The 25450-nt window shown below is 56.4% G+C and carries 21 protein-coding genes; all 21 read left to right on the top strand.

What is annotated here, in order from left to right; genetic code table 11:
- Nucleotides 1–21 precede the first annotated feature (21 nt).
- The 21 genes from RBB49_RS11155 to RBB49_RS11055 all read left to right on the top strand — a co-directional run bounded on the left by RBB49_RS11155 (nucleotide 22) and on the right by RBB49_RS11055 (nucleotide 25314).
- The gene (locus RBB49_RS11155; protein ID WP_306142860.1) at nucleotides 22–1236 is read left to right on the top strand and encodes an ABC transporter substrate-binding protein; all 1215 of its coding nucleotides are present in this window, start codon (nucleotides 22–24) and stop codon (nucleotides 1234–1236) included.
- 74 nt (nucleotides 1237–1310) lie between these two features.
- Nucleotides 1311–2198 carry a carbohydrate ABC transporter permease gene (locus tag RBB49_RS11150; RefSeq protein ID WP_306142859.1) on the top strand — a complete coding sequence of 296 codons (888 nt, stop codon included), beginning with the start codon at nucleotides 1311–1313 and terminating at the stop codon, nucleotides 2196–2198.
- On the top strand, nucleotides 2195–3022 hold the full coding sequence (locus RBB49_RS11145) for a carbohydrate ABC transporter permease (protein ID WP_306142858.1): 828 nt from the start codon (nucleotides 2195–2197) through the stop codon (nucleotides 3020–3022). The genes RBB49_RS11150 and RBB49_RS11145 overlap by 4 nt, the downstream gene beginning before the upstream one ends.
- 64 nt (nucleotides 3023–3086) lie before the next feature.
- Nucleotides 3087–3866, top strand: coding sequence for an enoyl-CoA hydratase/isomerase family protein (locus tag RBB49_RS11140; RefSeq protein WP_306142857.1), 780 nt, complete (start codon nucleotides 3087–3089; stop codon nucleotides 3864–3866).
- 3 nt (nucleotides 3867–3869) lie between these two features.
- Complete coding sequence (locus RBB49_RS11135) at nucleotides 3870–4628, top strand: SDR family NAD(P)-dependent oxidoreductase (RefSeq protein ID WP_306142856.1); 759 nt, start codon at nucleotides 3870–3872, stop codon at nucleotides 4626–4628.
- The gene (locus RBB49_RS11130; RefSeq protein ID WP_306142855.1) at nucleotides 4628–5731 is read left to right on the top strand and encodes a hypothetical protein; all 1104 of its coding nucleotides are present in this window, start codon (nucleotides 4628–4630) and stop codon (nucleotides 5729–5731) included. Before RBB49_RS11135 ends, RBB49_RS11130 begins: the two co-directional genes overlap by 1 nt.
- Complete coding sequence (locus tag RBB49_RS11125) at nucleotides 5718–6764, top strand: ABC transporter ATP-binding protein (protein WP_306142854.1); 1047 nt, start codon at nucleotides 5718–5720, stop codon at nucleotides 6762–6764. The genes RBB49_RS11130 and RBB49_RS11125 overlap by 14 nt, the downstream gene beginning before the upstream one ends.
- A 2-nt stretch (nucleotides 6765–6766) precedes the next feature.
- Complete coding sequence (locus RBB49_RS11120; RefSeq protein ID WP_306142853.1) at nucleotides 6767–7648, top strand: SMP-30/gluconolactonase/LRE family protein; 882 nt, start codon at nucleotides 6767–6769, stop codon at nucleotides 7646–7648.
- Nucleotides 7645–8799, top strand: coding sequence for an extracellular solute-binding protein (locus RBB49_RS11115; protein ID WP_306142852.1), 1155 nt, complete (start codon nucleotides 7645–7647; stop codon nucleotides 8797–8799). Before RBB49_RS11120 ends, RBB49_RS11115 begins: the two co-directional genes overlap by 4 nt.
- On the top strand, nucleotides 8796–9998 hold the full coding sequence (locus tag RBB49_RS11110) for a CaiB/BaiF CoA-transferase family protein (RefSeq protein WP_306142851.1): 1203 nt from the start codon (nucleotides 8796–8798) through the stop codon (nucleotides 9996–9998). The genes RBB49_RS11115 and RBB49_RS11110 overlap by 4 nt, the downstream gene beginning before the upstream one ends.
- Nucleotides 9999–11338: 1340 nt before the next feature.
- A complete protein-coding gene (locus RBB49_RS11105) occupies nucleotides 11339–12319 on the top strand; it encodes a LysM peptidoglycan-binding domain-containing protein (protein ID WP_306142850.1) in 981 nt (326 codons plus the stop codon).
- Nucleotides 12320–12322: 3 nt separating this feature from the next.
- Nucleotides 12323–12709 (top strand): hypothetical protein, encoded by a 387-nt coding sequence (locus tag RBB49_RS11100; protein WP_306142849.1) that lies wholly within the window; start codon nucleotides 12323–12325, stop codon nucleotides 12707–12709.
- Between the two features lie 1218 nt (nucleotides 12710–13927).
- Nucleotides 13928–15022: a sugar transferase gene (locus RBB49_RS11095; RefSeq protein WP_306142848.1), complete on the top strand. Its 1095-nt coding sequence runs from the start codon at nucleotides 13928–13930 to the stop codon at nucleotides 15020–15022.
- A 334-nt stretch (nucleotides 15023–15356) separates the two neighbouring features.
- Entirely contained in the window at nucleotides 15357–16622 is a 1266-nt protein-coding gene (locus RBB49_RS11090) for a lipopolysaccharide biosynthesis protein (protein ID WP_306142847.1), read from the top strand.
- Between the two features lie 13 nt (nucleotides 16623–16635).
- Nucleotides 16636–17529, top strand: coding sequence for a glycosyltransferase family 2 protein (locus RBB49_RS11085; RefSeq protein WP_306142846.1), 894 nt, complete (start codon nucleotides 16636–16638; stop codon nucleotides 17527–17529).
- Entirely contained in the window at nucleotides 17526–19664 is a 2139-nt protein-coding gene (locus tag RBB49_RS11080) for a hypothetical protein (RefSeq protein ID WP_306142844.1), read from the top strand. The genes RBB49_RS11085 and RBB49_RS11080 overlap by 4 nt, the downstream gene beginning before the upstream one ends.
- Nucleotides 19652–20947: an O-antigen ligase gene (locus tag RBB49_RS11075; RefSeq protein ID WP_306142843.1), complete on the top strand. Its 1296-nt coding sequence runs from the start codon at nucleotides 19652–19654 to the stop codon at nucleotides 20945–20947. The genes RBB49_RS11080 and RBB49_RS11075 overlap by 13 nt, the downstream gene beginning before the upstream one ends.
- A complete protein-coding gene (locus RBB49_RS11070; RefSeq protein ID WP_306142842.1) occupies nucleotides 20944–21741 on the top strand; it encodes a polysaccharide lyase in 798 nt (265 codons plus the stop codon). Before RBB49_RS11075 ends, RBB49_RS11070 begins: the two co-directional genes overlap by 4 nt.
- 134 nt (nucleotides 21742–21875) lie before the next feature.
- Nucleotides 21876–23021, top strand: a complete 1146-nt coding sequence (locus RBB49_RS11065; protein WP_306142841.1) for a hypothetical protein — start codon at nucleotides 21876–21878, stop codon at nucleotides 23019–23021.
- A complete protein-coding gene (locus RBB49_RS11060) occupies nucleotides 23018–24187 on the top strand; it encodes a glycosyltransferase (protein ID WP_306142839.1) in 1170 nt (389 codons plus the stop codon). Before RBB49_RS11065 ends, RBB49_RS11060 begins: the two co-directional genes overlap by 4 nt.
- Complete coding sequence (locus RBB49_RS11055; RefSeq protein ID WP_306142837.1) at nucleotides 24184–25314, top strand: glycosyltransferase family 4 protein; 1131 nt, start codon at nucleotides 24184–24186, stop codon at nucleotides 25312–25314. Before RBB49_RS11060 ends, RBB49_RS11055 begins: the two co-directional genes overlap by 4 nt.
- The last annotated feature ends 136 nt before the right edge of the window (nucleotides 25315–25450 follow it).

Below are 25450 nucleotides of genomic sequence, written 5' to 3'. Positions count from 1 at the left end.
CAATCAACCGGGAGGAACGAAATGAAACAAGCACTCTTTGCCGCCGTTGCAGGTTTTGCACTGCTCGCCGGAACGACAAGTCAGGCGGAAGAAGTCACGCTGAAGTTCTGGGACAACCAGCAGACCGAGAGCGGGCTCTCGGAGTTTCAGCAGGAAGCCGTAGACCGTTTCATGGCCGAGAATCCGGATATCAAGGTGGAAGTCACGACCATCCCCTATCCGGAATACCAGCAACGTTTGCTGACTGCGGTCCAGGGCGGCAACGCTCCCGATATTGCAACGCTTGACCAGATCTGGGTTGCTGCCTTCGCTGAAGCGGGTGCCGTGAGTGATCTGACGGACAAGGCCAGGGAAAGCGGTCTCGACCGCGGCCAATTCTTCGGTGGTGCCTGGGATTCCGCTGTCTATGAGAATGCGCTTTATGGCGTTCCTTTCAATGTCGACGTCTGGCAATTCAGCTTTTACAACAAGGACCTGCTCGACGGCGCGGGTATCGAGCCGCAGAGCCTGTCAACATGGGAAGGGCTGAGGGCTGCTGCCGAGCAACTCTCCGGCGATGGCAAATTCGGCGTCGGTCTTTTCGGACACCGCGGCGAAGACACCGTCGTGGTCGTCAATTCCTTTATCTTCTCCAACGGCGGCGAGGTGCTAGATGCAGCCGGAAAATGTGCGCTGAACCAGCCGCCCGCGGTCGAAGCCATGACCTATTTGCAAGATCTTGCACAATTTGCGCCGGAGGGCATCCTGAATGCGAATTCGGGCAATATGCGCGAACTCTTCCTCAACGGCTCGCTGGCTGTCGAGTTCTGGCCGGCGCTTGAGCAGCCGACCCTTCAGAAATCGAATCTCAACTGGGGCTTCGTGAACGGGACCGCTCCGGAGGGCAAGCAGCCAATTGGAACCTATGGTGGCTGGAACCTGGCGCTGTTTGAATCGTCTGAGCACAAGGATGCCGCCTGGAAGTTCATCGAATTCATGGTGCGGGAAGATGTCAATGGCGACGTCGTCGACTTGATCCCGGCCAACAAGGCTGCTGCGGAAAAATTCCTGAACGAAAACCGCGAGGGCCCTCAGCAAATCATTGAACACCTGTCGCTCGCAAAGCCACGCCCACTGTCGGCCCGTTATCTTGAAGTGGCGGAGATAGAGATGACGCTTTTCCAGGACGTTTTCGCCGGTAAAGATGTTCAGGAAGCGGCCAATGCCGCCTGTTCTGAAATCGATGCCTTGAACTGATCAGCCGCAACCATTGGCGTCCGGCGGCTCGCGCCGCCGGCGTCCTGTCAGATCCTGAAGTTTGAAAGTTCATCATGACCAGTTCGGACCAGCGGCTCGTTTGGGCCTTTCTTGCTCCGACCCTGCTGCTCCTGGGTGTATTTCTCTATTACCCCATGATCGGTACGGTGATTGAAAGCTTTTACGACACGTCCTTCATTTCGCCGGAGCCGCGGTTTGTCGGGTGGTCCGTGTATGAAAAGGTCCTGTCTTCGCGCGCATTTCCGGAAGTGGTCTGGAACTCCATCGTCTGGACGCTCGGCGTCGTGCTCCTGCAAAACCTGCTCGGCTTTTTCACCGCAATGCTCCTGAACCAGGGATTACCCGCCCAGGGATTGACGCGTGCGCTGGTGCTGTTGCCGTTCGTTCTGCCGGGTGTTGTCACCGCAATCTTGTGGCGGTTCATGTACGATCCGCAGCTCGGGCTGATCAATTCACTGCTGATCCGCCTCGGCGTTCTCCAGGAGAATGCGGCTTGGCTGGCGTCCTCCGACACCGCCATGGCAGCCGTCATTTTCGTCGCGGTGTGGAAGGGGTTCCCGTTCTCGATGCTGATCTACCTGGCGGCCCTTCAAAATGTCGACAAAAGCCAGCTCGAAGCCGCGACGCTTGACGGGGCCGGTCCAGTCAGACGACTGATCGATGTCACGTTGCCTGCCATCAAGGACGTTGTTCTCGTCAACATCGTTCTCACATTGATCCTGACCTTCAATTACTTCGATATCGTTTGGGTCATGACACGAGGCGGCCCACAAAACGCGACCCATATCTTCCCGACCAAGATTTTCGAAACGGGCTTCGGCCAGTTCCGTTTCGGTGAGGCGGCAACCTATGGCGTTTTCTCGATCCTGGTCCTTACCGTTCTTGTTGCAATCTACATCATCGTGCAGCGCTCGGCTGCGGCACGGAGGCCGGCCGGATGACGCAAAGCGCCACCACACGCTGGATCCTGATCGGCTTTCAGCTCCTGCTTGCACTCTTTGTGCTGCTGCCGTTTTTCTGGATGGTGTCGGTCAGCCTGAAACCGGCGACGGAACCCTTTGCGATACCGGCGAGGCTCTGGCCACAGGCACCGACCCTGGAGAATTACGTCACCGCATTTCGTCCGGAATTCAGAACCTACTTCATGAATTCGCTGATCGTCTCCGGCGCGTCCGTGCTGATCACGGTGTCGCTTGGTCTGCTTGCCGCTTATTCGTTCACACGGGGGCGGCTGCTCGTCATAACTGCCCTGATGGGCCTCGTTGTTCTGGCGCAGATGTTTCCGCATTCCGCCATCATCATCCCGTTCTACAAATTGATGCGCAGTGTCGATCTTCTCAACACCTATGCCAGTCTCATTCTGGCGTATGTTTCGGTCACGCTGCCGGTGGCGGTGTGGATGCTGCGTGGATTTCTGCAGAAGCTGCCGGTTTCCCTTGAAGAGGCGGCGGCGATCGACGGGGCTGCCCCGTTGCGCATCTTCTGGGAGATTGTGGTTCCGCTTGCCCGGCCGGGCATCATCGCGACATCCGTTTATGTCCTGATCGTCACCTGGCAGGAATTTCTGTTTGCCCTGTCATTCACCTCGACAAAGGACATGCGGACACTGCCGGTCGGGCTCAATGATTTCATCGGTCAATATGGCATTCGCTACGGCGAATTGATGGCGTCTTCGGTCATGGTCTCGGTGCCGGTGATCGCCGTCTTCTTCTTCCTTCAGCGCTATTTCGTCGCCGGCCTCACTGCCGGCGCAGTGAAGGGGTGAATGCATTGCTCCATGTGGGAAAATGGTCGCAAAGACCCGGTTTCAAACAGGATTGGGAGGCAAGATGTCCTTGATCGAAAAAGAAGAACTCGCTCCAGGCGTCGTCCAGCTGCTGTTCAATCGCCCCGACAAGCTTAATGCCCTGTCGACCCCTCTGATGGCGGAGTTCGACACGGCCCTGGACGATTTGGTGCGAGATCCGGAAGTCCGAGTTCTGGTCCTGCGAGGCGCAGGCGGCAAAGCCTTTGTCGCCGGTGCGGACATTGCCGAATACCAGGGGGACAAACGGAAGGAATTCATTGCCTATCAGATGAATTCGCGCCGTGTATTCGACAAGCTCGAGCGACTGCCAAAGCCGGTCATTTGTGCCATCGACGGCTTTGCGCTTGGTGGTGGTTTCGAGATTGCACTTTGCTGCGACATTCTGATTGTCTCGGAAACGGCGCAGCTTGGCTTGCCCGAAGGGCGCCTCGGTCTGTCTCCCGGTGGTGGCGGAACCCAAAGGCTTGTGCGCGCGGTCGGCAAGTACGCCGCATCCGATCTGATGCTCGCAGGCTGGCGCATGACCGGCCGGCGGGCTTTCGAACTGGGGCTGGCCGCCGAGGTGGTTGCACAAGAGGAACTCGGCGACGCCGTTTTGAAGCGCGCCCGGGCCTGTCTCAAGGTTGCCCCCCTTGCCCAGTCCGAGATGAAGCGGCTGATGCGGGAAGGTTTCGATGCTCCTGTCGAGAGCGCCAAGAGTTACGAGCAGGAAGTTCTTTTCCGCCTTTATTCGACTGCGGACGGCGAGGAGGGCATCAACGCCTTCCTTGAAAAACGCGATCCCCGGTTCAAGGGAGCCTGAGACATGGAATTTGAAGGAAGGGTTGCCGTCATCACGGGAGCGGCCAATGGGATCGGAAGGTCCTGCGCAGAGTTGTTTATCGAGCGCGGCGGTTCGCTTGTCCTGGGCGACATCGATCTGGACGAGGGCCTGAAGCTCCAGGCTGAACTGGGCGACAGGGCACTTTTTCTTGAAGCCAATGTGCGTGACCTCGCTGCCATCCAGGCCTTGGCTGCTAAAGCTGTGAACCACTTTGGAGGGCTTGATATACTCGTCAACAACGCCGCCGTTGCCTTGAACGGCGCCGTCGATGAAATAGACGAGGATCGCTGGCAGACGGTCATCGACACCAACCTCACTGGTTTCTGGCGTGCAATGAAGGCTTGTGTTCCGCATATGCGCGAACGAGGGGGCGGATCGATCGTGAACATGTCGTCCGTACAGGGGCTGCGCGCCTTCAAGGGCTGGCCTGCCTATGCCGCAGCGAAGGGCGCCATCAATGCGCTGACGGTGCAAACGGCTGCCGATCTTGCTCCGGCCGGCATTCGCGTCAACGCGGTTGCCCCCGGCACGATCATGACGCCGATGAACGAGAAGATCTTTGCGGCGATGGACGATCCCAGCGAATTGATCGACCGGTGGAACAAGGCGCATCCCATCGGCCGTTTCGGCTATCCGAACGAAGTCGCCGAAACAGTCGCTTTTCTTGCTTCCGATCGGTCCAGCTTCATTACCGGCGAAATCCTTCGCGTTGACGGCGGTCTCGCTATCAAGGGGGACTGATGCACGCTGACGCGTTCATAAAGCTGGAGTCGGATTGCGGTTCGCTGATGTTCGATCCGTCGATCGGGAATCTGCCGTCTCTCCGATTCCGGACAGACGGAAACGACATTTTTCCGCTGCACACCGCAGGCTGGGTTGGAACCCCGGAAGCTGAGTCGGACCCTGACATGACGCCGTCTTTGAAGCGCTTGTCCGGAGACTTTTTCTGCGCACCATTCGGCGCAAGTGATCTGGAAGACGGCCCGGCGCATGGCTTGAGTGCAAATTCCCGCTGGATGCTTGAGTGGCAAAGTGCCAAGGACGCCATGTTCCGGCTCGAGCGGCCGGTCATGGGGGCTACCTTAAGAAAGAAAATCCGTCTTTGTGAACGGGCTCCGGTTCTTTACCAGACCCATTGGCTTGAAGGCGGTGAGGGAGGTGTAACCTGCGCTCATCACCCAATGATCCGACTGTCAGGCAAAGGCCGTTTCTTTGCTTCTGCGAAACGAAAAGTCTTGACCACGGACGAAGCGCTCGAGCCCGGACGAAACAGGCTCGCCTGTCCGGGTGAAAGTGACACTATTTTCTCGTTCCCCGCCAGTTGCGGCTCTGACATTGATTTGTCGCACCTTCCTATCGGCGATGCACATGAAGACTTCGTCACGCTTGTTGAAGAAGATCCGGCTTCGATCGGCTGGTCAGCCATCCTGCGTGAAGAGGAGGAAGATATCGTCTTTTTCCTCAAGGACAGCTCCGTTCTTCCGATCACCATGTTGTGGCACTCGAATGGGGGGCGTGACTACTGGCCCTGGAACGGGTCCCACAAGGGTGTTCTCGGTGTGGAAGACGGCAGAGCGGCCGGTGCGGCGGGACATCGTGCCGCGCTTCGCGACAATCCGGTCGCCCGCTGCGGGGTTCCGACGTTCTTTCCGCTCGAGAGCGGAACGAGCCATCGCATCGCCCATGTCTGCGGGGCAATAAAAACACCACCGGGCTGGGTCGAGATTTCAAACATACAGCTGGGCAGTGGTGAGTTGCACATTCTGGAACGCAGCGGCGCCCGCGTGACGTTTCCTTTCGACACCGAATTCTTTCAGCGAGACGAGACCCATGGCAACCGTTGAACTCAAGAACCTTCGAAAAAACTTCGGCAGTTTCGTTGCGCTCGAAGGATTGAACCTGTCGATCGAAGATGGCGAATTTCTGGTGCTTCTCGGACCGTCAGGTTGCGGAAAGTCGACGACCATGCGGCTTGTGGCGGGTCTTGAAGACCCGTCAGGCGGAGACATTCTGATTGGCGGCAGCAGGGTCAACGAAATCCCGGCGCGCGATCGTGATCTTGCGATGGTGTTCCAGAACTATGCGCTCTATCCGCACATGACCGTGGGAGAGAACATCAGTTACCCGCTCAAGATCGCCCGGGTTCCGAAAACCGAACGGCTGCGCCGGGCAAAGGATGCCGCTGCGAAAGTCGAGATGGACCATCTGCTGACCCGCCGCCCGGCAGAGCTCTCCGGTGGGCAGCGTCAGCGGGTTGCCCTTGCCCGTGCGATTGTCCGCACGCCGCGCCTTTTCCTCATGGACGAACCGCTTTCAAACCTCGATGCCAAGCTGCGCACCGTGATGCGCGCGGAGTTGAAGCATCTGCAAAAGGAGCTGTCCACGACAACGATCTACGTCACGCATGACCAGGTGGAAGCGATGACGTTGGCGGATCGGATTGTCATCCTAAACAATGCGGTGATCCAGCAAATGGGCACGCCTGCCGAAATCTATGCCAGGCCCGCCAACACATTCGTCGCCGGATTTATCGGATCGCCACCGATGAACCTCATCAGCGGAGCGGTCAGTGGCGGAATGTTCACCCACAAGGGCGGGACCATGCAGGTCGGCACTGCAGACGGAGCGGTGACACTCGGCGTTCGCCCGGAGGATATCGCGCTCTCACATGGCGATGCCGACATTATGGGCAAGGTCTATTCCTCTGAGCTTCTCGGCGATTGCACGCTGGTCAATGTGCGTGTCGGCGACAGCCTCGTGGCAGCCAAAGTCGGCGCCGACGAGGGCATGGAAATGGACACGCCGGTCGGGTTGAAGCTTCGCCAGGAACGCCTGCACTTTTTCGACACCGACAGCGGCAACCGACGGGAGACGTGAGTATGCCGTTCCAGTTCTCCACGTCCCACAATCCGGTCCTTCCGTTGGAGAGGGCTTCGGTGCTCTTTGACGGGATTTTTTCAACGCCGAAACTCAGCCACCCGGAAGGGGTGGCGATCGGCCCAGACGGCTGGATCTGGGCAGGCAATCAGGATGGTGATATCTGCCGCATCGCGCCGGATGGGTCACGAATGGAAAAGGTTGCTTCCACCGGGGGGTTTGTCCTCGGCCTGGCCTTTTACCGTGCACACGCACTGTTTGTCTGCGACCTGAAGCATGCTGCCGTTTTCCGGCTGGACCTTGCGACGGGCGACCTTGTCCGTTTCACTGAGCCCGGCGTAAAGATCCCAAACTATCCTCTTGTTGATACCGTTCGAGATCGGCTGTTCGTTTCGGACAGCCACGCCTCCGGCACGCCGGGGCCGGGGATCTGGAGCTATGACCTTGCCTCCGGTGAGGGCGGGCTCTGGTATGGCAAAGACCTTGATTTTGCCAACGGACTTGCAAAGCGCGACGGCGACGATGCGCTCTATGTCTGCGAAACCTTCGCACCTTCCATCACCCGCATAGCCATTGAACCCGACGGATCTGCAGGGGCAGCTGAAACGTTCGCCGAGGATCTGCCCGGCCTGCCGGACGGCATTGCGTTTGACAGCGAAGGCAATCTGATCGTCGGGTGTTACGAACCGTCCCGCCTTTTGCGCGTCTCCCGAGACGGCACTCAAACCGACGTTCTGATCGAAGACCCGACGGCTCATGTCCTGTGTCATCCAACCAACATCGCCTTTGCCGGTGACCGGCTCTATGCGGCAAATCTTGGCCGTTGGCACATTAGCGAAGTTTCGATGGACATAGGTGCCGATCCGCTGTGGAGCGCCGCATGACCTTTCTCGGCCTGACCTGGGATCATCCACGCGGATACGACGCGCTCGCGGAAGCCGCGCGCCAGGTCAATTCCGGCCGAGCGTCGCCGCTGATCCACTGGGAAAAGCAACCGCTGGAAGGATTTGAAAGCGCTCCGATCGCGGAGTTGGCGGCCGGCCACGATCTGCTTGTTCTGGATCACCCGCATATCGGTGAGGCGGTCGCGGAGGGCTGCCTTGTCCCGCTTGAAGATCTTTTTTCTCGGGAAACGCTCGAAGCGTGGGAAAAGCAATCTGTTGGCCCCTCGCTCGCGTCCTACCGGTGGCAGGAAAAGACCTGGGCGCTGCCGCTCGATGTCGCGACACAGGTGATGGTCAGGCGAGCGGACCGGCTCGCGGCTCCACCGGTAGACTGGGACGCCATTTCGGACCTGGCAAAAACGCATCCGGTTGCCCAATCGCTCGCCGGCCCTCACGCTTTCCTGACCCTGATCTCGATGGCAGCCGGGGAGGGCGCCTGGGCGAAAGGAGACATGCTTCTGCCTGGCGAGATTGCCGAAGCCCAGCTGGAAGTCATGCAAAAGTTGTTCGAGCTGAGGCCACGCGGATCGGAAACCCTGAACCCGATTGCGCTTTCCGAGACGATGTCTGCGACGGAAGACGTAATCCTGGTGCCGCTGATATTCGGATATGTGACCTATGCGCAGTCCCGTCCCGGAGGCGCTCCATTGGCATTTTCCGACACCTTGCGGAAGCCGGACGGTGCCGGTGGCGTCTTGGGAGGAACAGGTATTGGTTTCACGCGTCGTCGTGCGCCGGATCGGGCGCTGCTCGCGCATATCGCGTGGCTGATGAAGCCGGACACGCAGAGCGGCATGATTCCGAATTTCGGCGGGCAGCCCTCTGCGCGGTCCGCCTGGCAAGATCCTGCTGTCGATGCTGCCTGGGGTGCCTTCTACTCAGGGACGCTTGCAACCGCCGAAAATGCCCTGCTGCGTCCGAGATTTGACGGTTACATTGCCTTTCAAACAAAAGCTGCCGAAATCATCCGCCAGGCTCTTGCGGATCGACAGGACCCATCAAACACACTCAACGCCCTGAGGCAGGTCTGGCGCGCGGCACGCGCCGGTGCAAGGGGTGATCTCGACGATAGGAGAGGACCTCACCGATGAGCGAGAATGCGCTTTCAGGCGTCACCATCCTGGATTTTTCCCACTTGTTGCAAGGCCCGTTCGCCACACAACTGCTGGCTGATCTGGGGGCTGACGTGATCAAGATCGAACGGCCAGGCTCGGGAGACCTGTTCCGCTCGCTCACGTTCCGCAACAAGTGGGTTGGCGGCAGCGAGAGCCCGAACTTCCTTGCCTGGAACCGCAACAAGCGCAGTCTTGCCCTCAATCTAAAGGCGCTTGAGGCGCGCGCGATTATCATGAAGCTGGCCGAAACCGCCGATGTCGTTGTGCAGAATTTCCGTCCCGGTGTCATGGAGCGGCTCGGTTACGGCTATGCAGATTTCAGCACGGTGAATCCGCGTATCGTCTATTGCTCCGGCTCCGGATACGGAGAAGACGGGCCGTATGTGTCCCGGCCTGGTCAGGACATGCTGGTGCAGGGACTGACGGGCATCATGGCCGCGACCGGGCAGGCCAGCAATCCGCCGACGCCCGTCGGGGCCGGCTTTTCCGATCAGGTCGGGGCCATGAACATGGTCTACGGCATCCTCGCTGCCCTGTTGTGGCGGGAGACGTCCGGCAAAGGCCAGGAAGTCAAGATCAACCTGCTTGCCGGGATGCTTGCGCACCAGAACCAGGAAATGGTGATGGCGATGAATTTCAACGAAGACTTTCAGCGTCCCGACTCCGGCATCGGCCATCCTGGCATGGATGCCCCCTTCGGGACCTACCCGACACTGGACGGCTGGGTAACGATCGCCATGAGCCCGTTCAAAACCTTGGTCTCGGTTCTCGGCAACGACGGACTGCTCTCCTATGACGACCCGGAAACGCTGTTCGAAAAGCGCGACGAGGTCTGGCGCAAACTGGCTGCCGAGACGGGAAAGTGGACGACGCGGGACCTGATTGCAGCTCTGCTTGATGCGGATGTCTGGTGCGGCGAGGTCAAGACCCACCTGGAAGCCGCTTCGGACCCCCAGGTTGAGCATCTTGGACTTATCCAGAGCTACAGGCATCCAAAGGCGGGAGATGTGAAAGTCGTCGGCCCGGCAATCGGCATGAGCGAAACCCCGCCTGCAATCAGGCGGCCCGCCCCGTCGGTCGGGGAACATACGCGCGAGATTCTCGGGGATCAGGGGTGGTCCACCACAGAGGTCGACCGTCTCATTGAAAAAGGGGTCGCCGGTGAGGATGCCTAGAGCATCGGGCGGTAAGTCTGCACGTGCTTCCAGGTGAAAGCCGGGAGTGGGTAGACTTGAACGTTTGGGCAAGGTGGTCGGAATCGGTGCCGATCAATCCAGGTGCAGGTAGTCGCGTCCGAGGCTGCTGGTGCACACCTTCCTCTGGTTGTGAAGATTTCAACTCAACTTCCGTACATCCCCCGCAATCGGGATTGCACTGTCCTCGTGAGACAGATCTGGCAGGAAAAAGCCCTGTTTGAAGTTGCTGCATTCCGATACGGCGTCGCACGGTGTCACAATACGTTGCTGCGCCAGGCGTGGGTGCCGTGGATGGATTAATACTGTGAGTTGAAAGTAAACGGGCAGCGGTGATATTTGCGGCATCGTGGTAAAACGGTTTCAAAATTTAAGCTTATTTTAAGAATTTGAATTAATGGCTATACAACCAAGTATCACTAGATGAAGCTCAGTCAAAATACAAATAAATATAACCATTTTCTCATGATCTTGGAGTTAAATTGAATTTTTATTTTTTCTGACCTAAAGTAAGAATGAAAAAAACTTGACAACGAAATAAATTCGAAGGTTTACTAATATGCGCAAGTTTCAACAATAGGTTGAACTCTTGGCGAGAAACGGTGTGGACTAGCATTCACCGTGTCGGGGAAACATGTTTAGTGTTGGTGGCTTAAAGCAGATTTCATGTAATTTTTGTCGATGAAATTTTTGCCAGCATAATTTTGCTTGTGATGCTTCCTCGGGGGTGGAGGACAAGTATTTATGGGGGAGGGCAATATGTTATCTTTGAAACTTTTTTCAGCCATTGGCATTTCTGCTTTGGTTCTTACCGGCTGCGCGGCACCGCTAACGACCGGTTCAATTGGTACCACCAATGAAGGTGCGGCAAGCGATCCGATAAATGATCCCCGTGCCCGAGACAACGATAACGGTGGTGGCGGCAGCAGCGGCGGCGGTAGCAGCGGCGGCGGCAGCAGCGGCGGCGGTAGCAGCGGCGGCGGCAGCAGCGGCGGCGGCAGCAGCGGTGGCGGCAGCAGCGGCGGTGGCAGCAGTGGCGGTGGCAGCAGTGGCGGAGGCGGCAGCGGAGGCGGCAGCGGCGGCGGCGGTGACGACGGTGGCGGTCCTGGTGGCGGCGACTCCGGACCTTGGGGATAACTAACCGCGGGGAGCTGTCTTGAGAGTGCAGTGCTGACGGGACGTGCAAAATCCGGGTCTCTTCAGCGCTTGCACCGCGGACTGGGAAAATGTGAGATCATGATCGGACAGCTGACTGGGTTCGCTATGCTCGGCCAAGAGCTTGGCCTGGTATTTTTTGTTTTTTGAAATGAAAGCTGAATTGCATGGAGAAGTTTAAATCTACGCCGTTGTTCTGTACCGCGGATGGATATGAGATTTTATATGCCGTCAAACGAGGCGACACGCTGACGGGAATTGTCCGGGAGCAATACAACCTGTTTGGATCGGCGGCTGCGCCGGTGGTTCAGCGCATCCTGGAAAACAATCAGGAGATAAAGTCCGCAGACCTGATCTACTCCGGCCAGTTGCTGGTGCTGCGATTTCCCTGGGATGCTCCGGAGATACGCACGGCTGAACAGGATGAACTCAGGCAGACGAAAAAGCACTGGAATGGCTTGGATAAGCCATTGCAGGAAACAATGGCGGACCTTGCTTACATAGATACCATCTCGGGGATTCTTCATGCGGGTGGTGGTGGAGCGACTGGCGCGGGTCTGCTGATCCAGTCGAATTTGAAGCCCATGAAGGACATTGTCGGCAAATACGAGGACTACAGAGCCGGAAAGATAACAAGAAGCGTTTACGGGCACTATCGAAGTGACCAGATAAAGCAATTGCAGAAACGGATCGGCCGCCCGGCAGAAAGCCTGCTGTTCAAGGGAAAGAAGGCAAATGAAGCCCTTCGCATGAAACCCGGGGGAGGGCCGAATGCCACTCGGCCGTATCTCGGACAGGTCAATCGTCTGCAGAAAATTGCCGGTAAAGCCTCCAAGGGCGGATTTGTTCTGGCGGCTGCCGGCTTGGGGTTGTCATGCTATGAGATCGCTCATACCGACAGTGTTGTCGAGAAAGACAAGATTGCGGTCGAGGCCATTGCCGGGACAGCTGCCGGTCTCGGGGTGGGCATTTTGGTCGGACTTTTCCTCGTCTCCAACCCTATCGGGTGGGGGACGGCAATTATCATCGCAGCTGGCACTGCGGCGGTCGGTTACGCTGCCGGTAACTTTGCTGGCCACGTTTACCACGAGAACCACAGCGACGTGCGCATTGTCGAACCGCTCATGATAGACCGGGTATGCCGTTAGTTCATGATCGAACTTGCCTTTGACATCGTCGGGAAGCTGCTGGTTCTCTATCTTTTGTTCCTGTTCCCTGTGATCCTGCTGCTTCTTTTCTATTCACATTTCAATATCCCTCATGGTCTGAGGGAGGAGATGCTCCGGGAGCCGTTTTTCTCGGCTGAAGAACTCGCTCGAATATCTGCGTTTCCAATGTCGTTGTTGGCGACGCTGGCCGTCGTCAGGACAGCGGCAGCCCCCTCAACGATGCGGAGGCGATTTGGGTCGCATGATTTCTCCGGCAAAGTGCCAACGCACTTCAAATGCACGAGCTTCATTTTTGTTCTGTTCGTGTTGATCGGGGGCGGAATTTGCCTGTTGGCAGCACTTTGTGGCGTTCTTCTCGAGTTCGTATGACTTGCGCGCGGGAATCACGTTGACTTGCTGCACGTGAGACCATTGCCGACCCGTGATCCGACCGGAAGGCTCTCCTTTCGCAGACGTACCAAAGCATCATCGACGATACAAAACGTCTATGGCCGGGGGTTCTGTTCGTTGCCGCCGATGCCTTTTGCGGCACACCGTTGAATAGGGTGGCCACAGAACGCGTTCTGCGGCGTCAGGTTCACAATGGTTGCCAAGGGCAAGGCCTCTTCGGCCGGCATTCTCCCTTTCCGCAGGCGGCCCCCTTTCCAGGTAACAAACCGCGCGGAGGATCCAAACTCGAGCCGCGTGCATCTGCCGTCGATTCGCAAACACATTTGCCCCTTCCGCGCTTGATAATGCCGTGAAGGTGTTTGCTCACCGGAGCAACACCAGTCATCAAACACATGCGTCAAATGGGTATTGGGCTGCTGCCCTACAGACGGTTATCGCAGGGTTTTGCTCAGCCAAAGTAAATAAAAATAGAGTCGAAACGAAAAACATCGCGCCTGTAAAAAATTAGTGATTCTATTCTTACTTTAATCTACTTGCCTAAAATGCAAATCATGCGATTTTTTTTCTAAATTATTTGGATTTCGCATACAGTTTGCCGCTCAGATCCCGACGCGTTCGGTTCAATTAATTCCTCTGCTGCATCGCAGCATGAGATCTTGAATGGGGCCAGAGATGAGTTAAGATTCGCATATCTGGTTTGATTTTGTGCCGAAGATAAAGCGCTTTTCAAGATTAAATTAAGTAAAAAACCCTAGATTTTTCAAGAAAAGTGAACGAAATAAAAAAATAAGCGAAAAAATCGCCTGTTCTGAAGAAAAAACAAACAACATCAACGCTTATACGACATTCTTCGGAAAAAACACGACAAAAATTTAAGCGTAGTTAGCTAAAATATAGGCACTCAGTGGATATGGGATGTAAATTCATCAAAACGTATATTTTTTTGATGAAAATATGATGAATTTGCTTACTAAATTTGCAAAAAAGGCGATACTTGACTATTTTTTTGTCAAATAAGTTATTTAGCTTGCTAAAAAGATCTTCAAATTAAAATTTTTCCGCGAATTTTGCATTGCAGCACACCTTGCTGTTTGATAACCTTAATATAAGTTTAATTTAGAGTTTAAATTTAATTAAACACGACACGCGGATTTATGGGCATACCTCGAGATATTTACTTAGAGGAAGGGCACTGTGTTGAAACATTCAAGGTTCGGCGACAACTATCCTATCCCGCGCTCAGAGATCGAGGGAATTCCTGCCAGCAGTGAATATCCGAGCCGAGCGACTGGATCCCGGACGATTGCGCCGAAGGCGCTGCAACGGAGTTTCGAGCGCGCAGCAGACTGCGCGATATCGCTTGCAGTGATTCTCGCCACGCTTCCGGTCATGCTTCTGATTTACGCAGTGCTTCGGCTTCAGTGCCGCGAAACTCCGCTCGTCGTGCGCGGTGTCAAGCCTCCTTTCGGCTCGCCGATTACCGTGCTGAAATTCCGGACGCGCCACGCAGGCTACCCCCGCAACCCCACTCGGGCCGGAAAATTCCTCTCCGATAGCGGCCTGGAGCGCCTGCCATACCTGTTTTCCGTTTTGAGGGGAGATCTCTCGTTTTTCGGAAATGCGTCCCTGATCCCCGGGTCGGTGGAGCAGTTCGCGACGTCCAGGGCCGAACTGCCGTTCAGCCTCTATGCGAATTTCTTCAAGAGATCCGTGGATGTGCTTCTCGTTCTGCTCGCGTCGCCGATGATACTTTTGGTTGTCGGAACGCTCTATGCCGTGGTCCGTTCAGACGGCGGGGCCGGCTTCTTCGGGCAGCGCCGGGTGGGCCGTTATGGCAAGGAGTTCCTTTGCTGGAAAATCAGGACGATGCAGCCGAATGCAGCCGAAATGCTCAAGCAGCATCTGGCAGAAAATCCTGAGGCTGCGAAGGAATGGGAAGAAAATCGCAAGCTCGCTGATGACCCGCGCATCACCAGGATCGGCAAGATCCTGAGAAAGACCAGCCTCGATGAATTCCCACAGTTCTGGAATGTTCTGAAGGGCGAGATGAGCATTGTGGGGCCTCGTCCCGTGCCCGCAGACGAGTTGCGCAAATACGGGGACAAGGACGTTTTCTACAAGGCCGTGCGCCCCGGAATAACGGGCCTTTGGCAAGTCTCCGGACGTAACGACATCAGCTACGAAGAACGGGTCAGCCTCGATCAGACCTATACGAAATCGGTCGGTTTTTTCAGCGACATGATGATCATCCTCAAGACAGTCGACGCAATGCTGAAACGGACGGGTGGGTAGATCCGACTTTCTGCTTTTGCGGCGTTTCTCAGCGCTTTCATACGAAGTTGCATAACACTTAGGACTTTAGTTTGCTGCCACTTGTTTCGTTGTTCCCGAGCTACGTGCTGAAGACTTTCTTCCGCCGGATTGTCCGCCTGGTTGAGAGCGGTTCGCTGTCATTTGCACGGCATTCAATGTTGGGACGCAAAACCTGTCAGTCAATGTGTTCGCACCTGCTGTCGGTTCGGGATCCGAATGTCCTGCAAATCAGGCCCGTGCCTGTTCGTCTTCGCGCGCAGACGATCACAAAAGGCCTTGCCGGGACGTGTGGGCCCGGCAGATGGGAAAAGACATGAGTTGGCACGCGATCACAGCACGGCTTGACGTCTGGCTCGGAATCCAGATCTCCGGGGTGCTTCGCGTGCTTACCGGGTCGGTGGCGAAACTGGCCATTCAACTGGGTCAGTTCGTCATCGTCGCGCGGCTTCTCGGCCCGGCTGAATTTGGCGAATTTGCCGCGATCGTCGCGCTTTGCGCCGGAACAAGCGCCCTGGTCGGTTGGGGCAGCGCCAATCTCTACGTTCGGGATGTCACCCGCCGAGCTCGATCCGAAAACGATGCCTGGTGGAGACTGGTTGGAATGACCGTGATTTCATTCTGCGTCGTGGCACCTCTGATCGTGGTTGCCTCCGTTGGTGTCTTCGGTCTGAACATCGCGCTTGGGGCGGTGCTTTCCGTCATTCTGGCAGACCTCTTCCTTGCGCGTTTCGTAAACCAGATTTCGTTTGTTCTGCTGACACACAACCACAGTGGTGCAACCGCACTCAACGATGTTGTATTCGCGTTCTCACGTTTGGCCTTTGCGGGGTTGTTTGCGGTTATGCTGACGGAGCATACAGCAAACACGTGGGCTGTCTTTTACGTACTGGCGACTGTCTGCTCCGCCGGGGTTGCCCTGATCAGCGTTCGTTCCGTGCTCAGACCGGTTCGCCTTGCACGCATCACGCGCCAGGAACTGACGGATGGTGCAGCCTTCTCGCTCGGCACGTCGGCGCACATGATGCGGCGGCAGATCGACCGGCCGATATCGCAAGTGATGCTGTCTTCGGAAGCCGCCGGACTTTATGCGAGTGCGGCGCGGCTGAGCGAGGCGGCCATCATGCCGATTGCCGCATTCTTCCGGGTTGCCTACCGGCGCTTCTTCCAAACGGGGTCAGACCAGGGACAAGGCGCGCTTAGGAGCTTTGCATTGCGGGTCGGGACACTGATCCTGCTGGTCAGCCTGAGCACCGCAGGCGCGCTTTGGGTGGCCGCTGATTATCTCCATTACCTGCTTGGCCCGGCTTATCGCGATGCCGGAAGCGTTCTGAAGGTTCTGGCCATTCTGCCTGTCATTCACGCGGTGACCAACCTCTGCGGAGACATCCTGTCGGGCCTCGACAGACAATGGACCCGGTTCAGCGTCGAACTTGTCGCGCTTGCGCTGAAAAGCCTGATTCTCGTCATTCTTGTCCAGAAGGGCGGCAGCACGGTGATGTTTGCCGCGTTCGTCGTTGCTGCCGATGCTCTTGGCGCAATTTTCATGATGTGGCGCAGCTACAGCGGAACCAAGACATGAAGGGCTACCGTCTATGAAAGAACCTGTCAGCGTTGTCATAACCTCCTACAATCGGGTCGAGTTGCTGCGTGAATGCATCCTGCAGATCCAGTCGCAGTCCCGGCCTTGCGAAGTGATTGTATGCGACGACGGTTCCACGGATGGAAGCGTCGAAATGGTCCGGGCTGAATTTCCTGAAGTCGTGCTTGTTTCGAATGAGACAGGCAGCCCGCGATGGGTCGTTACACAAATGGACCTCGGTTATCGCAAAGCATCACACCGTCTGATTCTGTCGATAGATGAAGACCTGATCGTGCCGGATTCTGAGACGGTAGACTGGCTTTGCTCTTTTTTTGAGGATGCTTCGGTTGGAATCGTTGCAATGCCATTCGTTGATGTCTTGCGAGACGAGCGCGTGCAGAACGCGTCAAAAACTCGGGGGCAGGTGAACCAACGGCACTGTCATATTGGTGCAGGTGCGATGATTGACGGGCAAAAGTACCTTGAGGTCGGTGGTTACAGCTTGTGGTTGGAAAACTACAGAGAAGAAGCTGAACTCGGTTTGAAGATGTTCGACGCTGGCTACAAAGTAATAGTTCCTCCGCCTGAGCATGTCGCCCGTCATTTGCGCAGGCAAGGCGGCTTGAGCGAAGTCGCTTCTTTCAGGTCCGCCAGAAACGATGTCCTCTTTTATTGGCGCTATACGCCTGGCCGCATGTGGCCAATCTACGTCACGGCGACGATCCTAAGAAACTTGGTCGATGGATTTAAAGAACGAACAGTTGCTGCGCGGATACGTGGTTTGTTTGCAGCCTTGCCTCATTCACTTCGCCATTCAATCGCCCGACAGCCAGTAACAACGCAAGCCTTTGCGAAGTTTCGCGCACTGAAATCGACTGGGCCGCAGCCTGTGGAGAAGTTTACATGACGGACATGTCCGCTGTTTCTCGCCTTCGTTCGGACAGCCAGGCTTTGAAGCTGCTCGTTCAAAAGCTGGTCGTGCACGTTCGCATTCATATGGCACCGATCATCGTGATTGCGGCGCTCGTGTTCGTGGCAGTCGCTCTTGTGCAGAAATTGCAGCCGCCTGAATACCCAGCGCAGGCTCTCTTGCGCGTCGGCGATACGGCCGTGGACGAGGCGGTTCTGAAGCTTCGCCCAGGAGCGCAGAACGTGCAGGCCGTGCTCACGCAGGCACGTGCAATCTCGGCTCCTGCCGTCATTCTAGGCGCTATCCGCGATGCGGACCTGTCGAACGACGCTCAACTAATCGATCCGGGGCCGTCCTTGAAAGACCTGGTCTCAATCAGGCTTCTGGGTGAGGACGGGACTTCAATCGCTCAAAAGCGGATCGACGAACAGAAAGCTGCGATCGAGACACAGGCAGCCGAATTGGGTGAAAGTCGCGCGCGCGTCCGGGAGCAGCACATCCTTGACCAGATCCAGAAGAAGCTGCGCGTCGCGCCCTACGGAACTTCCAGCATCGTCGAGGTATCCTACACGTCGCTTGACCCGCAAACGGCCGCACGCGTCGTGAACGCGGTGGTGGCATCCTACTTTAGGCAACAGGCTGAGGCAGGGCAGAAGAAGCTCGACAGCGCGATCGCGCTTTACGACAAGCGGGCGATTGACTTGCGGGAGCGGCTGCAGGCGTTGCGCAAATCCCTTGAAGAAAAACGCGGCGAGAGAGCCAGCCAGGGTTTGAGCACCGAAGCCCTCAAGACGGTTGCCTCGTCCCTTATTGCCGACATAGGCCGAACGGAAACCCGGGTGCGCAAGGATCGCGCCGCCCTGGAAGAGTTGAGCACGGCCGAAGAACTGGCGGCGATCTCGATGGCGCTAAAAGATCTCGACGGTGCGTATCTGCAGAACCTCGTCGATCTGGCCGTCACGCAGGAGCAGCGCGCCAGTTTCACCGTGTCAGGTACGTCTGCCACGGTGTCCCGCGAAAGAGAGGCGCTTGATGCGGCCATTCAGACATTTGTCGCGGCAAAACGCAGGCAGTTGACAGCGATGGAGCGCAATGTTGCGCGCGCGAAAATCAATCTCAACCATACGCTCTCCGAGATTTCCCGTGTCGAGGCCGCCATTGCCGAGGATGCGCTACTCGAAGAAGACATTCGTATTGCCGGCGAGTTGTTCGAAAGCACCACTTCACGGGCCGACGAATTGCGGGCGACCGCAGCCCTGTTCGGCGATCAGTTTTCATTGGTTTCAGCGGCAGAGCCGGTTCTGGATGGAGAGAGCGTCGGGGCGGCCTCCATCTTGCTCAAGTCAATCGCAAGTGCCGTCCTGGCAGCCTTGGCTCTTTTTGCGCTGAAGATGATTTTCGACGGCACATACCGGTTTTCGAAGGAACTGGAGGAAGACACCAAATTCAGGTCACTTCCGGCGCTTCCGGCGAACCCCGACCGCCCCGCATCACTGCGTGGAGCGCTCTACAACCGTCTCGTGGCGTCGGTGCTTCGGTTGATGGATATGCCGCGATCGGAGGAGAGGCCTTCCTGCCTCGTCATCTGTGCATCGGGTAAGGTCGGAGGCGGACTTGTGCAGGCGCTGGGCAACTCCATGGCCGATCTGCAGCGCGGGCGAGGGGTAACCGCGGTCTGCAAGCCGCTTGATCGTGTTGACCTGCGCGTTTCACAGCCGGCCAATGATGCGTCCACACAGGACGATGTCGACGATGATGCAACCCGGGAGCTCCTGTTTGATCCTGACGATCCTGAAGATTTTATGTCACGTGCCCGCGCATTGATCGTGAACTGCTCCAACACGCACGATCTGGTTGTGTTCTGTTTTGAACGGCCCGAGGACATACCAACCGCGCTTGCGACAGAAAATATGTGCCAGGCTATTGTCATGCTCGCCGAGTGGGGAGGAACGACACGCAAGTCAGTGCGGTCGGTGCCGGAATTGTCACTGCGAGGCCTTCCGGATGCCTTTGCTCCGAAGACCAGGAATGACGGCAAGAAACCGTGTTCTTTGTATTCGATGGTTGTTTCGGCTCCGGACTACATCTGCGACTTTGAAAAACAGACCTATGAGGGAGCGTGGGCGGCGTGATCACTCCGGGACTTGCACTGCACACCGGTCGAATGTCCGCGGGGAAACTGGCTGTCGTCGACAATGGTGTCGTGCTCTTTCTGGTCCTCATCAGCGCGTTTGTTTTCGGCACGGATCTGATCATCAAGGATTATCTGCCGTCAGGCGTTGGCAGTCTGCTGGAGTCGGCATTTAGATGGCTTCCGGCATTTGGTCTGATTATTCTGAGTCTGCTCTTCGGTGCGCCTCTGGGGATATTCAATGCCCCGCTCATCGGCGTTTTTTTCCTTTTGCTCTTGCAGGCGGTGCTCAGATCCGAAAACGAAGCCCGCTCATTTATCGAGTTGCTGCGCGAGACGCCTGTTTATCTTATGGCGCTGGTCCTTGTCACTGGTCGTTTATCTGAACGAGCATTCTGGATTGCGGTCTTGGCGGGCGGGATTGGTTTGTGTTTGCTCTCCTTGGGGGCAGCGCTTTTAAATCCGTCGGTGGCCTACACAGGCTACGAATGGGGAGCGAATGTGCGCCGGTTGGAGGGTGTTGCGCCTCAAGCCGTGAGCCTTGGATTCGTCGCTTCCCTGTGTTTCCTGATAGCAATCAACGAGACTTTGTTAAAAACGCCTGAACATCCTGTCTCGGCAAGCGTGTTCCTGATTTTTGCCATCTTGGCATTTTGGTGTCTTGTTCAGAGTCAGTCTCGTGGGCCGACGCTCAGTCTTTTCGTAGCGTTTCTGATTTTGTTTTCTTTGAACGTACCAAGAATTTGGTCCAAATCAACTGTTTTGCTTACTGTTGTTCTGCTGTTTATATTTCCGCTAATTGTCGGCCTGACGTATGCTATACTCCGACTTACTCCACTGGATACACTTCTGTCTTTTGCAATGTCTTTTGGCGACGACAGGATGATGACACTGGCGCAACGTGCGCTGATCTGGGATGCGGGAAAACAGGACATCGTCGCGCACCCGCTCTTTGGTCAAAGTTACCGGCTCGATTTTCATATCGACCATTTCTTGGCAGACGAGGACGGAATCTATCCGAGCTACCACGCAGCGTTTCTCGGCCTGTGGCGGGATGCCGGCGTCTTTGCGGCCTTGTGTGCGCTCGCAATCGTGGTGACCGGCTACTGGAAAAGCGTGGTCCAGGCCCTGACGCGCAGCGATGCTGCCTATGCGCCCCTTCGTGCCGGCATCATGGCGTATATCCTGGTTGCAGGTTCGCTCGACAGTTCATTGAGCGGTGGTGTTTTGTTGACCTGCGCTTTCGGTGCCTATGTTTTCAGCCTGAGAGGAGAACGCAGTTGAGCCGAATCCTCTTGTTCGCATTCTTGCTGATTGTCTCGCAGAGTGAGCATTCGTTGGCCGGCCCCTTTTCCTGTGGCGGTGAGTTGCTCTGGAGTGCGCCGGCGAGCAACGGATCGGTGGCGTCCGGATGGCCGCTTACACCAGACGACGAACTTCTGTGGGGTGACGAGAATACGCAGATCGTGGCGGCGGCAACGCCGGTCCTGGTCACATCGTTCCCCGCGGGATCGATCAACCCCAGGAATAGGGTGGCACCAAAGGGCGGCGTTGGTTTTCATGCCCGGTTCGCACCGGCACAAGAGGGTTGCCTTTCCTATGACATTCGTTTCGAGCCCGGTTTTGAGTTCAACAAAGGCGGCAAGTTGCCCGGTCTTTTCGGCGGGAAAAATTTCACGGGCTGCACCCGCGACACCGGAAGTGGTTTCAGCACGAGACTGATGTGGGGCAATAATGGCACCGCTTTTCTCTACGCGTATTTTGCCGACAGAACGACCAAGTGCGGCGAGGTTATCGGAAGCGGCATCGTGTATTTTGAGCCCGGCCGGTGGCACCGGGTGCAGCAATGGGTGCGCCTGAACGATCCGGGAGTCGCGAACGGATCGGTCTCCTTGAAAATCGATGACACCATCCTTCTCGAGGCGTCGGGGCGGCGTCTTACCTCGGGCGCATCGATCGAAGGCGTTGCATTCGAAACCTTCTTCGGAGGAAGCACGGCCGAATGGGCGTCTCCGAGCAAACAAGTCCTGGAGTTCAGAAACTTCAGGTTTTTCAGCCAGATTGACCGGAAAAAATGAAGTACTTCCTATTTGCCCTTCTGTTGTCGTTGCCTTTTGCCGGGAGCGCTTTTGCCCAGGCTCAGCCAGCCGCGTCAGATCTGACCTGCGGCGCAAAGAAGATCGGGACCCAGTATTTCAGACCCGGAGACAGAATGATCCTCGGTGTTCTGGGATCTCCCGAACTGGAGCTTGATATCTGGGTCTCCGAAACTGGAATAGTGTCGATCGCCGGCGTACAGACGATAAGCGTCGACGGGCTTGATGCTGATGGTCTTTTGAATGCGAGCCGAGACATAGTCGCGCGGTTGTTCTCGCACGGAACGAATGTGGCAGACGTTGTGAGCCCGTCGCAGATTGTCCTGAAATCTGTCGAATATCGCCCGGTGTACATTCTCGGCGACGTCATCGAAGGCGGCCAGATTGACTACAACCCCGGCATGACGCCGCGCATGTCGATCGCCGTGGCAAAAGGCCTCGCAGAGACGCCCGGTCAGCGCCTGGCGTCCAATTACGACATTGCCCTGCAGGAGAGGGCATACAAGCGAGCGCTGCTCGACGGTTATCGGGCAGAGCTCAAAATAGAAAGCCTTTCAAAGCGGTTGCAGGGCACAACGACAGGCCTTGTACCCTTGCCGCCGTTGCCCGAAAAGCCCGCATCTGAGGCAGTTCTGGCTAATCTCAGGGACCTGGAAACCCAGCGCAGAAAGACGGCAGAACTGGCCATTGCCTCTGAGGAGGAAGCCTCCGAGCGACTTTTGCGGCTCATCCGCAGCCGCCGGACGGTGCTTGAGACCCGCCTGAAGAACGAACAGGAGCTTTTGAAGCTGGTCGCTGATCGCCTGAAACTGTTGGAAAAGACATTGACCGACGGGCTGACGACAGCAAGGCGCATCGACGACATTCGCCGTGACTACTACGACGCAAAGTCATCCGTGCTCGTGCTTGAGGCGGAACTGGCCGCACTTGAAATCCGGGAACACGACGAACGCACGCGATTGGAGACAGCAATCGCTGAGCGGCAGGACAGGTGGCGACGGGAGCTTCAGGACGCGATTTCCGAACGGGAAGAAGCAGGTGTCCTGATCGAGTCTTTCCTTGATCAGAATATGTCTTCCGTCGACGAACTTGAGAAACTGGAGATAACGGTAAGCCGAAGTTGCGATGGCGAAATCGTCAATCTGCCGATCTCGATCGATGACGAACTGTGGCCCGGCGACATTGTGACGATAAGCCTGGAGCCGATCTCGTCTGTAAGCCAAGCCTTTTATCAAACAAATCAAAGTCTGGACAAAAAGTGACCACTCTTGTTTTCCTGGCAGCGATCCTTTTTGCGTTTCTCGCAATGCACCCTTTTTCCACCTACCCGTTTTCTCTTTTCCTGCTGGCAAAGATACGCAAGCGTTCCGTGGAGAAAAACGATCAGCTACGGCCTCGCTCGGTCTCGGTGCTCATCAGCGCGCGCAACGAAGCTGCGGTCATTTCCAAGAAGATTGCGTCCGTTAAGACCGCGCTAGATCGACTGTCCGGCGTGCGATCCGAGATCCTCATCTACGCCGATGGCTGCAGTGATACAACGGCCTCCATCGCGACCGAGCTTCTGGGCGCAGCGTCCGTCGTGGACGGTGGCCGTGATGCGATTGGAAAGTCGCGTGCAATGAACGCGCTTGTCGACCTGGCCCAAGGCGACATTCTTGTTTTGACGGACGCCAACGCAATGCTGGCTGAAGACGCATTGGAAAAGTTGCTTGATCCGTTCGCTTCCGCAGATGTCGGGTGTGTTCTTGGCAAATCAAATCTGCTTTTGCCCGCAAAAAAGAACGGTATTGCGAAGATTGTTTCGAACTACTGGCAATTTGAAGAAATGCTGCGCCGTCTGGAAACCGAAACAGGATCGACAATCGGCGGAGATGGCGCACTCTACGGCATTCGCAAACGGCTGTGGCCGTTTCCCAGCGAGAGCACGATCGACGACTTCTTTGTTCCCATGTGGACACTGATCAGCGGCTACCGGGTCGTGTTTGAGAACGAAGCTGTTGTGAGCGAACCGGCGACCACGCAGCTTAAAGACGAAGCCAGGCGCAAATACAGGATCGCCGTTCGCGGAATGAGTGCACATCTCCAGTTGTCGCCCAGCCTGAAACAGCTGGATCTGCTGCACCGCTACAAATACTACTCCCACAAGTATCTCAAATGGATGGTCGGGCTCACCGCGACAACTTCATCGGCACTGTTCTTGCTGACTGCTTTCATAAGCGGCCTTCTTGGGCCCGTTTCGCTCCTTGCACTTGTCTTCACTGCCGCAGCCGCGATTGTTTTGGGTCGTGCGGGAGTGCCGGGCTTCTCTCAGGGCACAAACATTCTGACCTCACTGCTCCAGGTAACACGAGGTGTCATCTTCGCCTTGCGTGGAGGGCAAATTTCAAACTGGAAACCACCGGTTTCCGATCGGAAGGTTTCCCCATGAACATTGCTGTGCTCCAACCTGACGAACTCGACGTGGTCCACTTGTCGACAGTGCATCAATGGAACGATCCCCGCGTCCTGACCAAAGAATGCGCATCGGCCGCCAAGGCGGGTTACAAGGTCGGACTGATCGTTACGGAACCGCCGGAAAACACGTATCTCGGCGTCAAGCTTATCGGTATCAAGCGCCGCTCCTCCAGGATTGGAAGAATGACACTTGGTGTGGCGACGTGTTTCGTCGAAGCCTTGAAAAGCCGCGCGCCGATTGTCCACTTTCACGACCCGGAACTGATCCCGGCGGGCGGACTGTTGCGGCTGTTCGGACGCAAAGTCATTTTCGATGTTCACGAGGACTACATTACGTCCATCAAGATCGTTTCGAAAAACATTCCAGCACCGCTGAAGAAGATCTTGTCGTTCTGTTATCGCGCGTCCGTGCCGGTTCAAAGAGCCCTGTTTTCGATTATCATCGCCGAAAAATACTACAGCGAGCACTATCCGAAAGCTGTCCCGGTACTGAACTATCCCGACTTGACCCTTTTTGAGAAGTTTCAGTCTCAGGAGCGCATGCCTCCGCAAAAACCGAGACTTCTCTATACGGGCAATGTCACCAAAGTGAGGGGGGCCCTCAACCACGTCGGCGTGGTCAACAGACTTGAAAGCGGATCCCTTACCATTATCGGCCGCTGCGATCCCAATCTGCTTCCGTCACTGGAAACGGAGGAGCGTGTGGTTCTGCCGTCAGGCGGTGGGTATGCAGCGTTCGCGGACATCGTGGAAGCCTATTCGGAAGAATGGACGGCGGGTCTGGCTATCTTTCCGCCAACCGAACACTACACGCGAAAGGAACTGACGAAAATTTACGAATACGCAGCAGCGGGAATACCGACCATCTGCAGCGACTTCCCCGTGTGGAAGGAACTGGTGGAGGGGAACGGCATTGGATTTTGTGTTGACCCGACCGACCCTGATGCTGCGCACGCTGTCGTTGAAAAGCTTACGAACGATGCCGACCTTTATAAAAAGACGTCGAAACGGGCCCTCGAGTTTGCACACAAGCACACAACTTGGCAAAAAGAGGCCGACAAACTTGTCGGACTTTATGGTGACCTGATCGACCGGAAATGAGCGCAAGCGGCCTTTTTCTCCCCTTCCGCAAATCGGGATAGGTGGAGCCAAAAAGACACTGTTCCAGACGGGTTATGCTCGCTGAAGGATTGGGTCGGGGTGGGGACACACTCCGAAGAGGCGCCCCGCTGCCGTT

The organism is Roseibium sp. MMSF_3412 (assembly GCF_030733265.1).
Classification (GTDB): Bacteria; Pseudomonadota; Alphaproteobacteria; order Rhizobiales; family Stappiaceae; genus Roseibium.
This window is presented reverse-complemented; position numbering and strand designations above follow the sequence as displayed.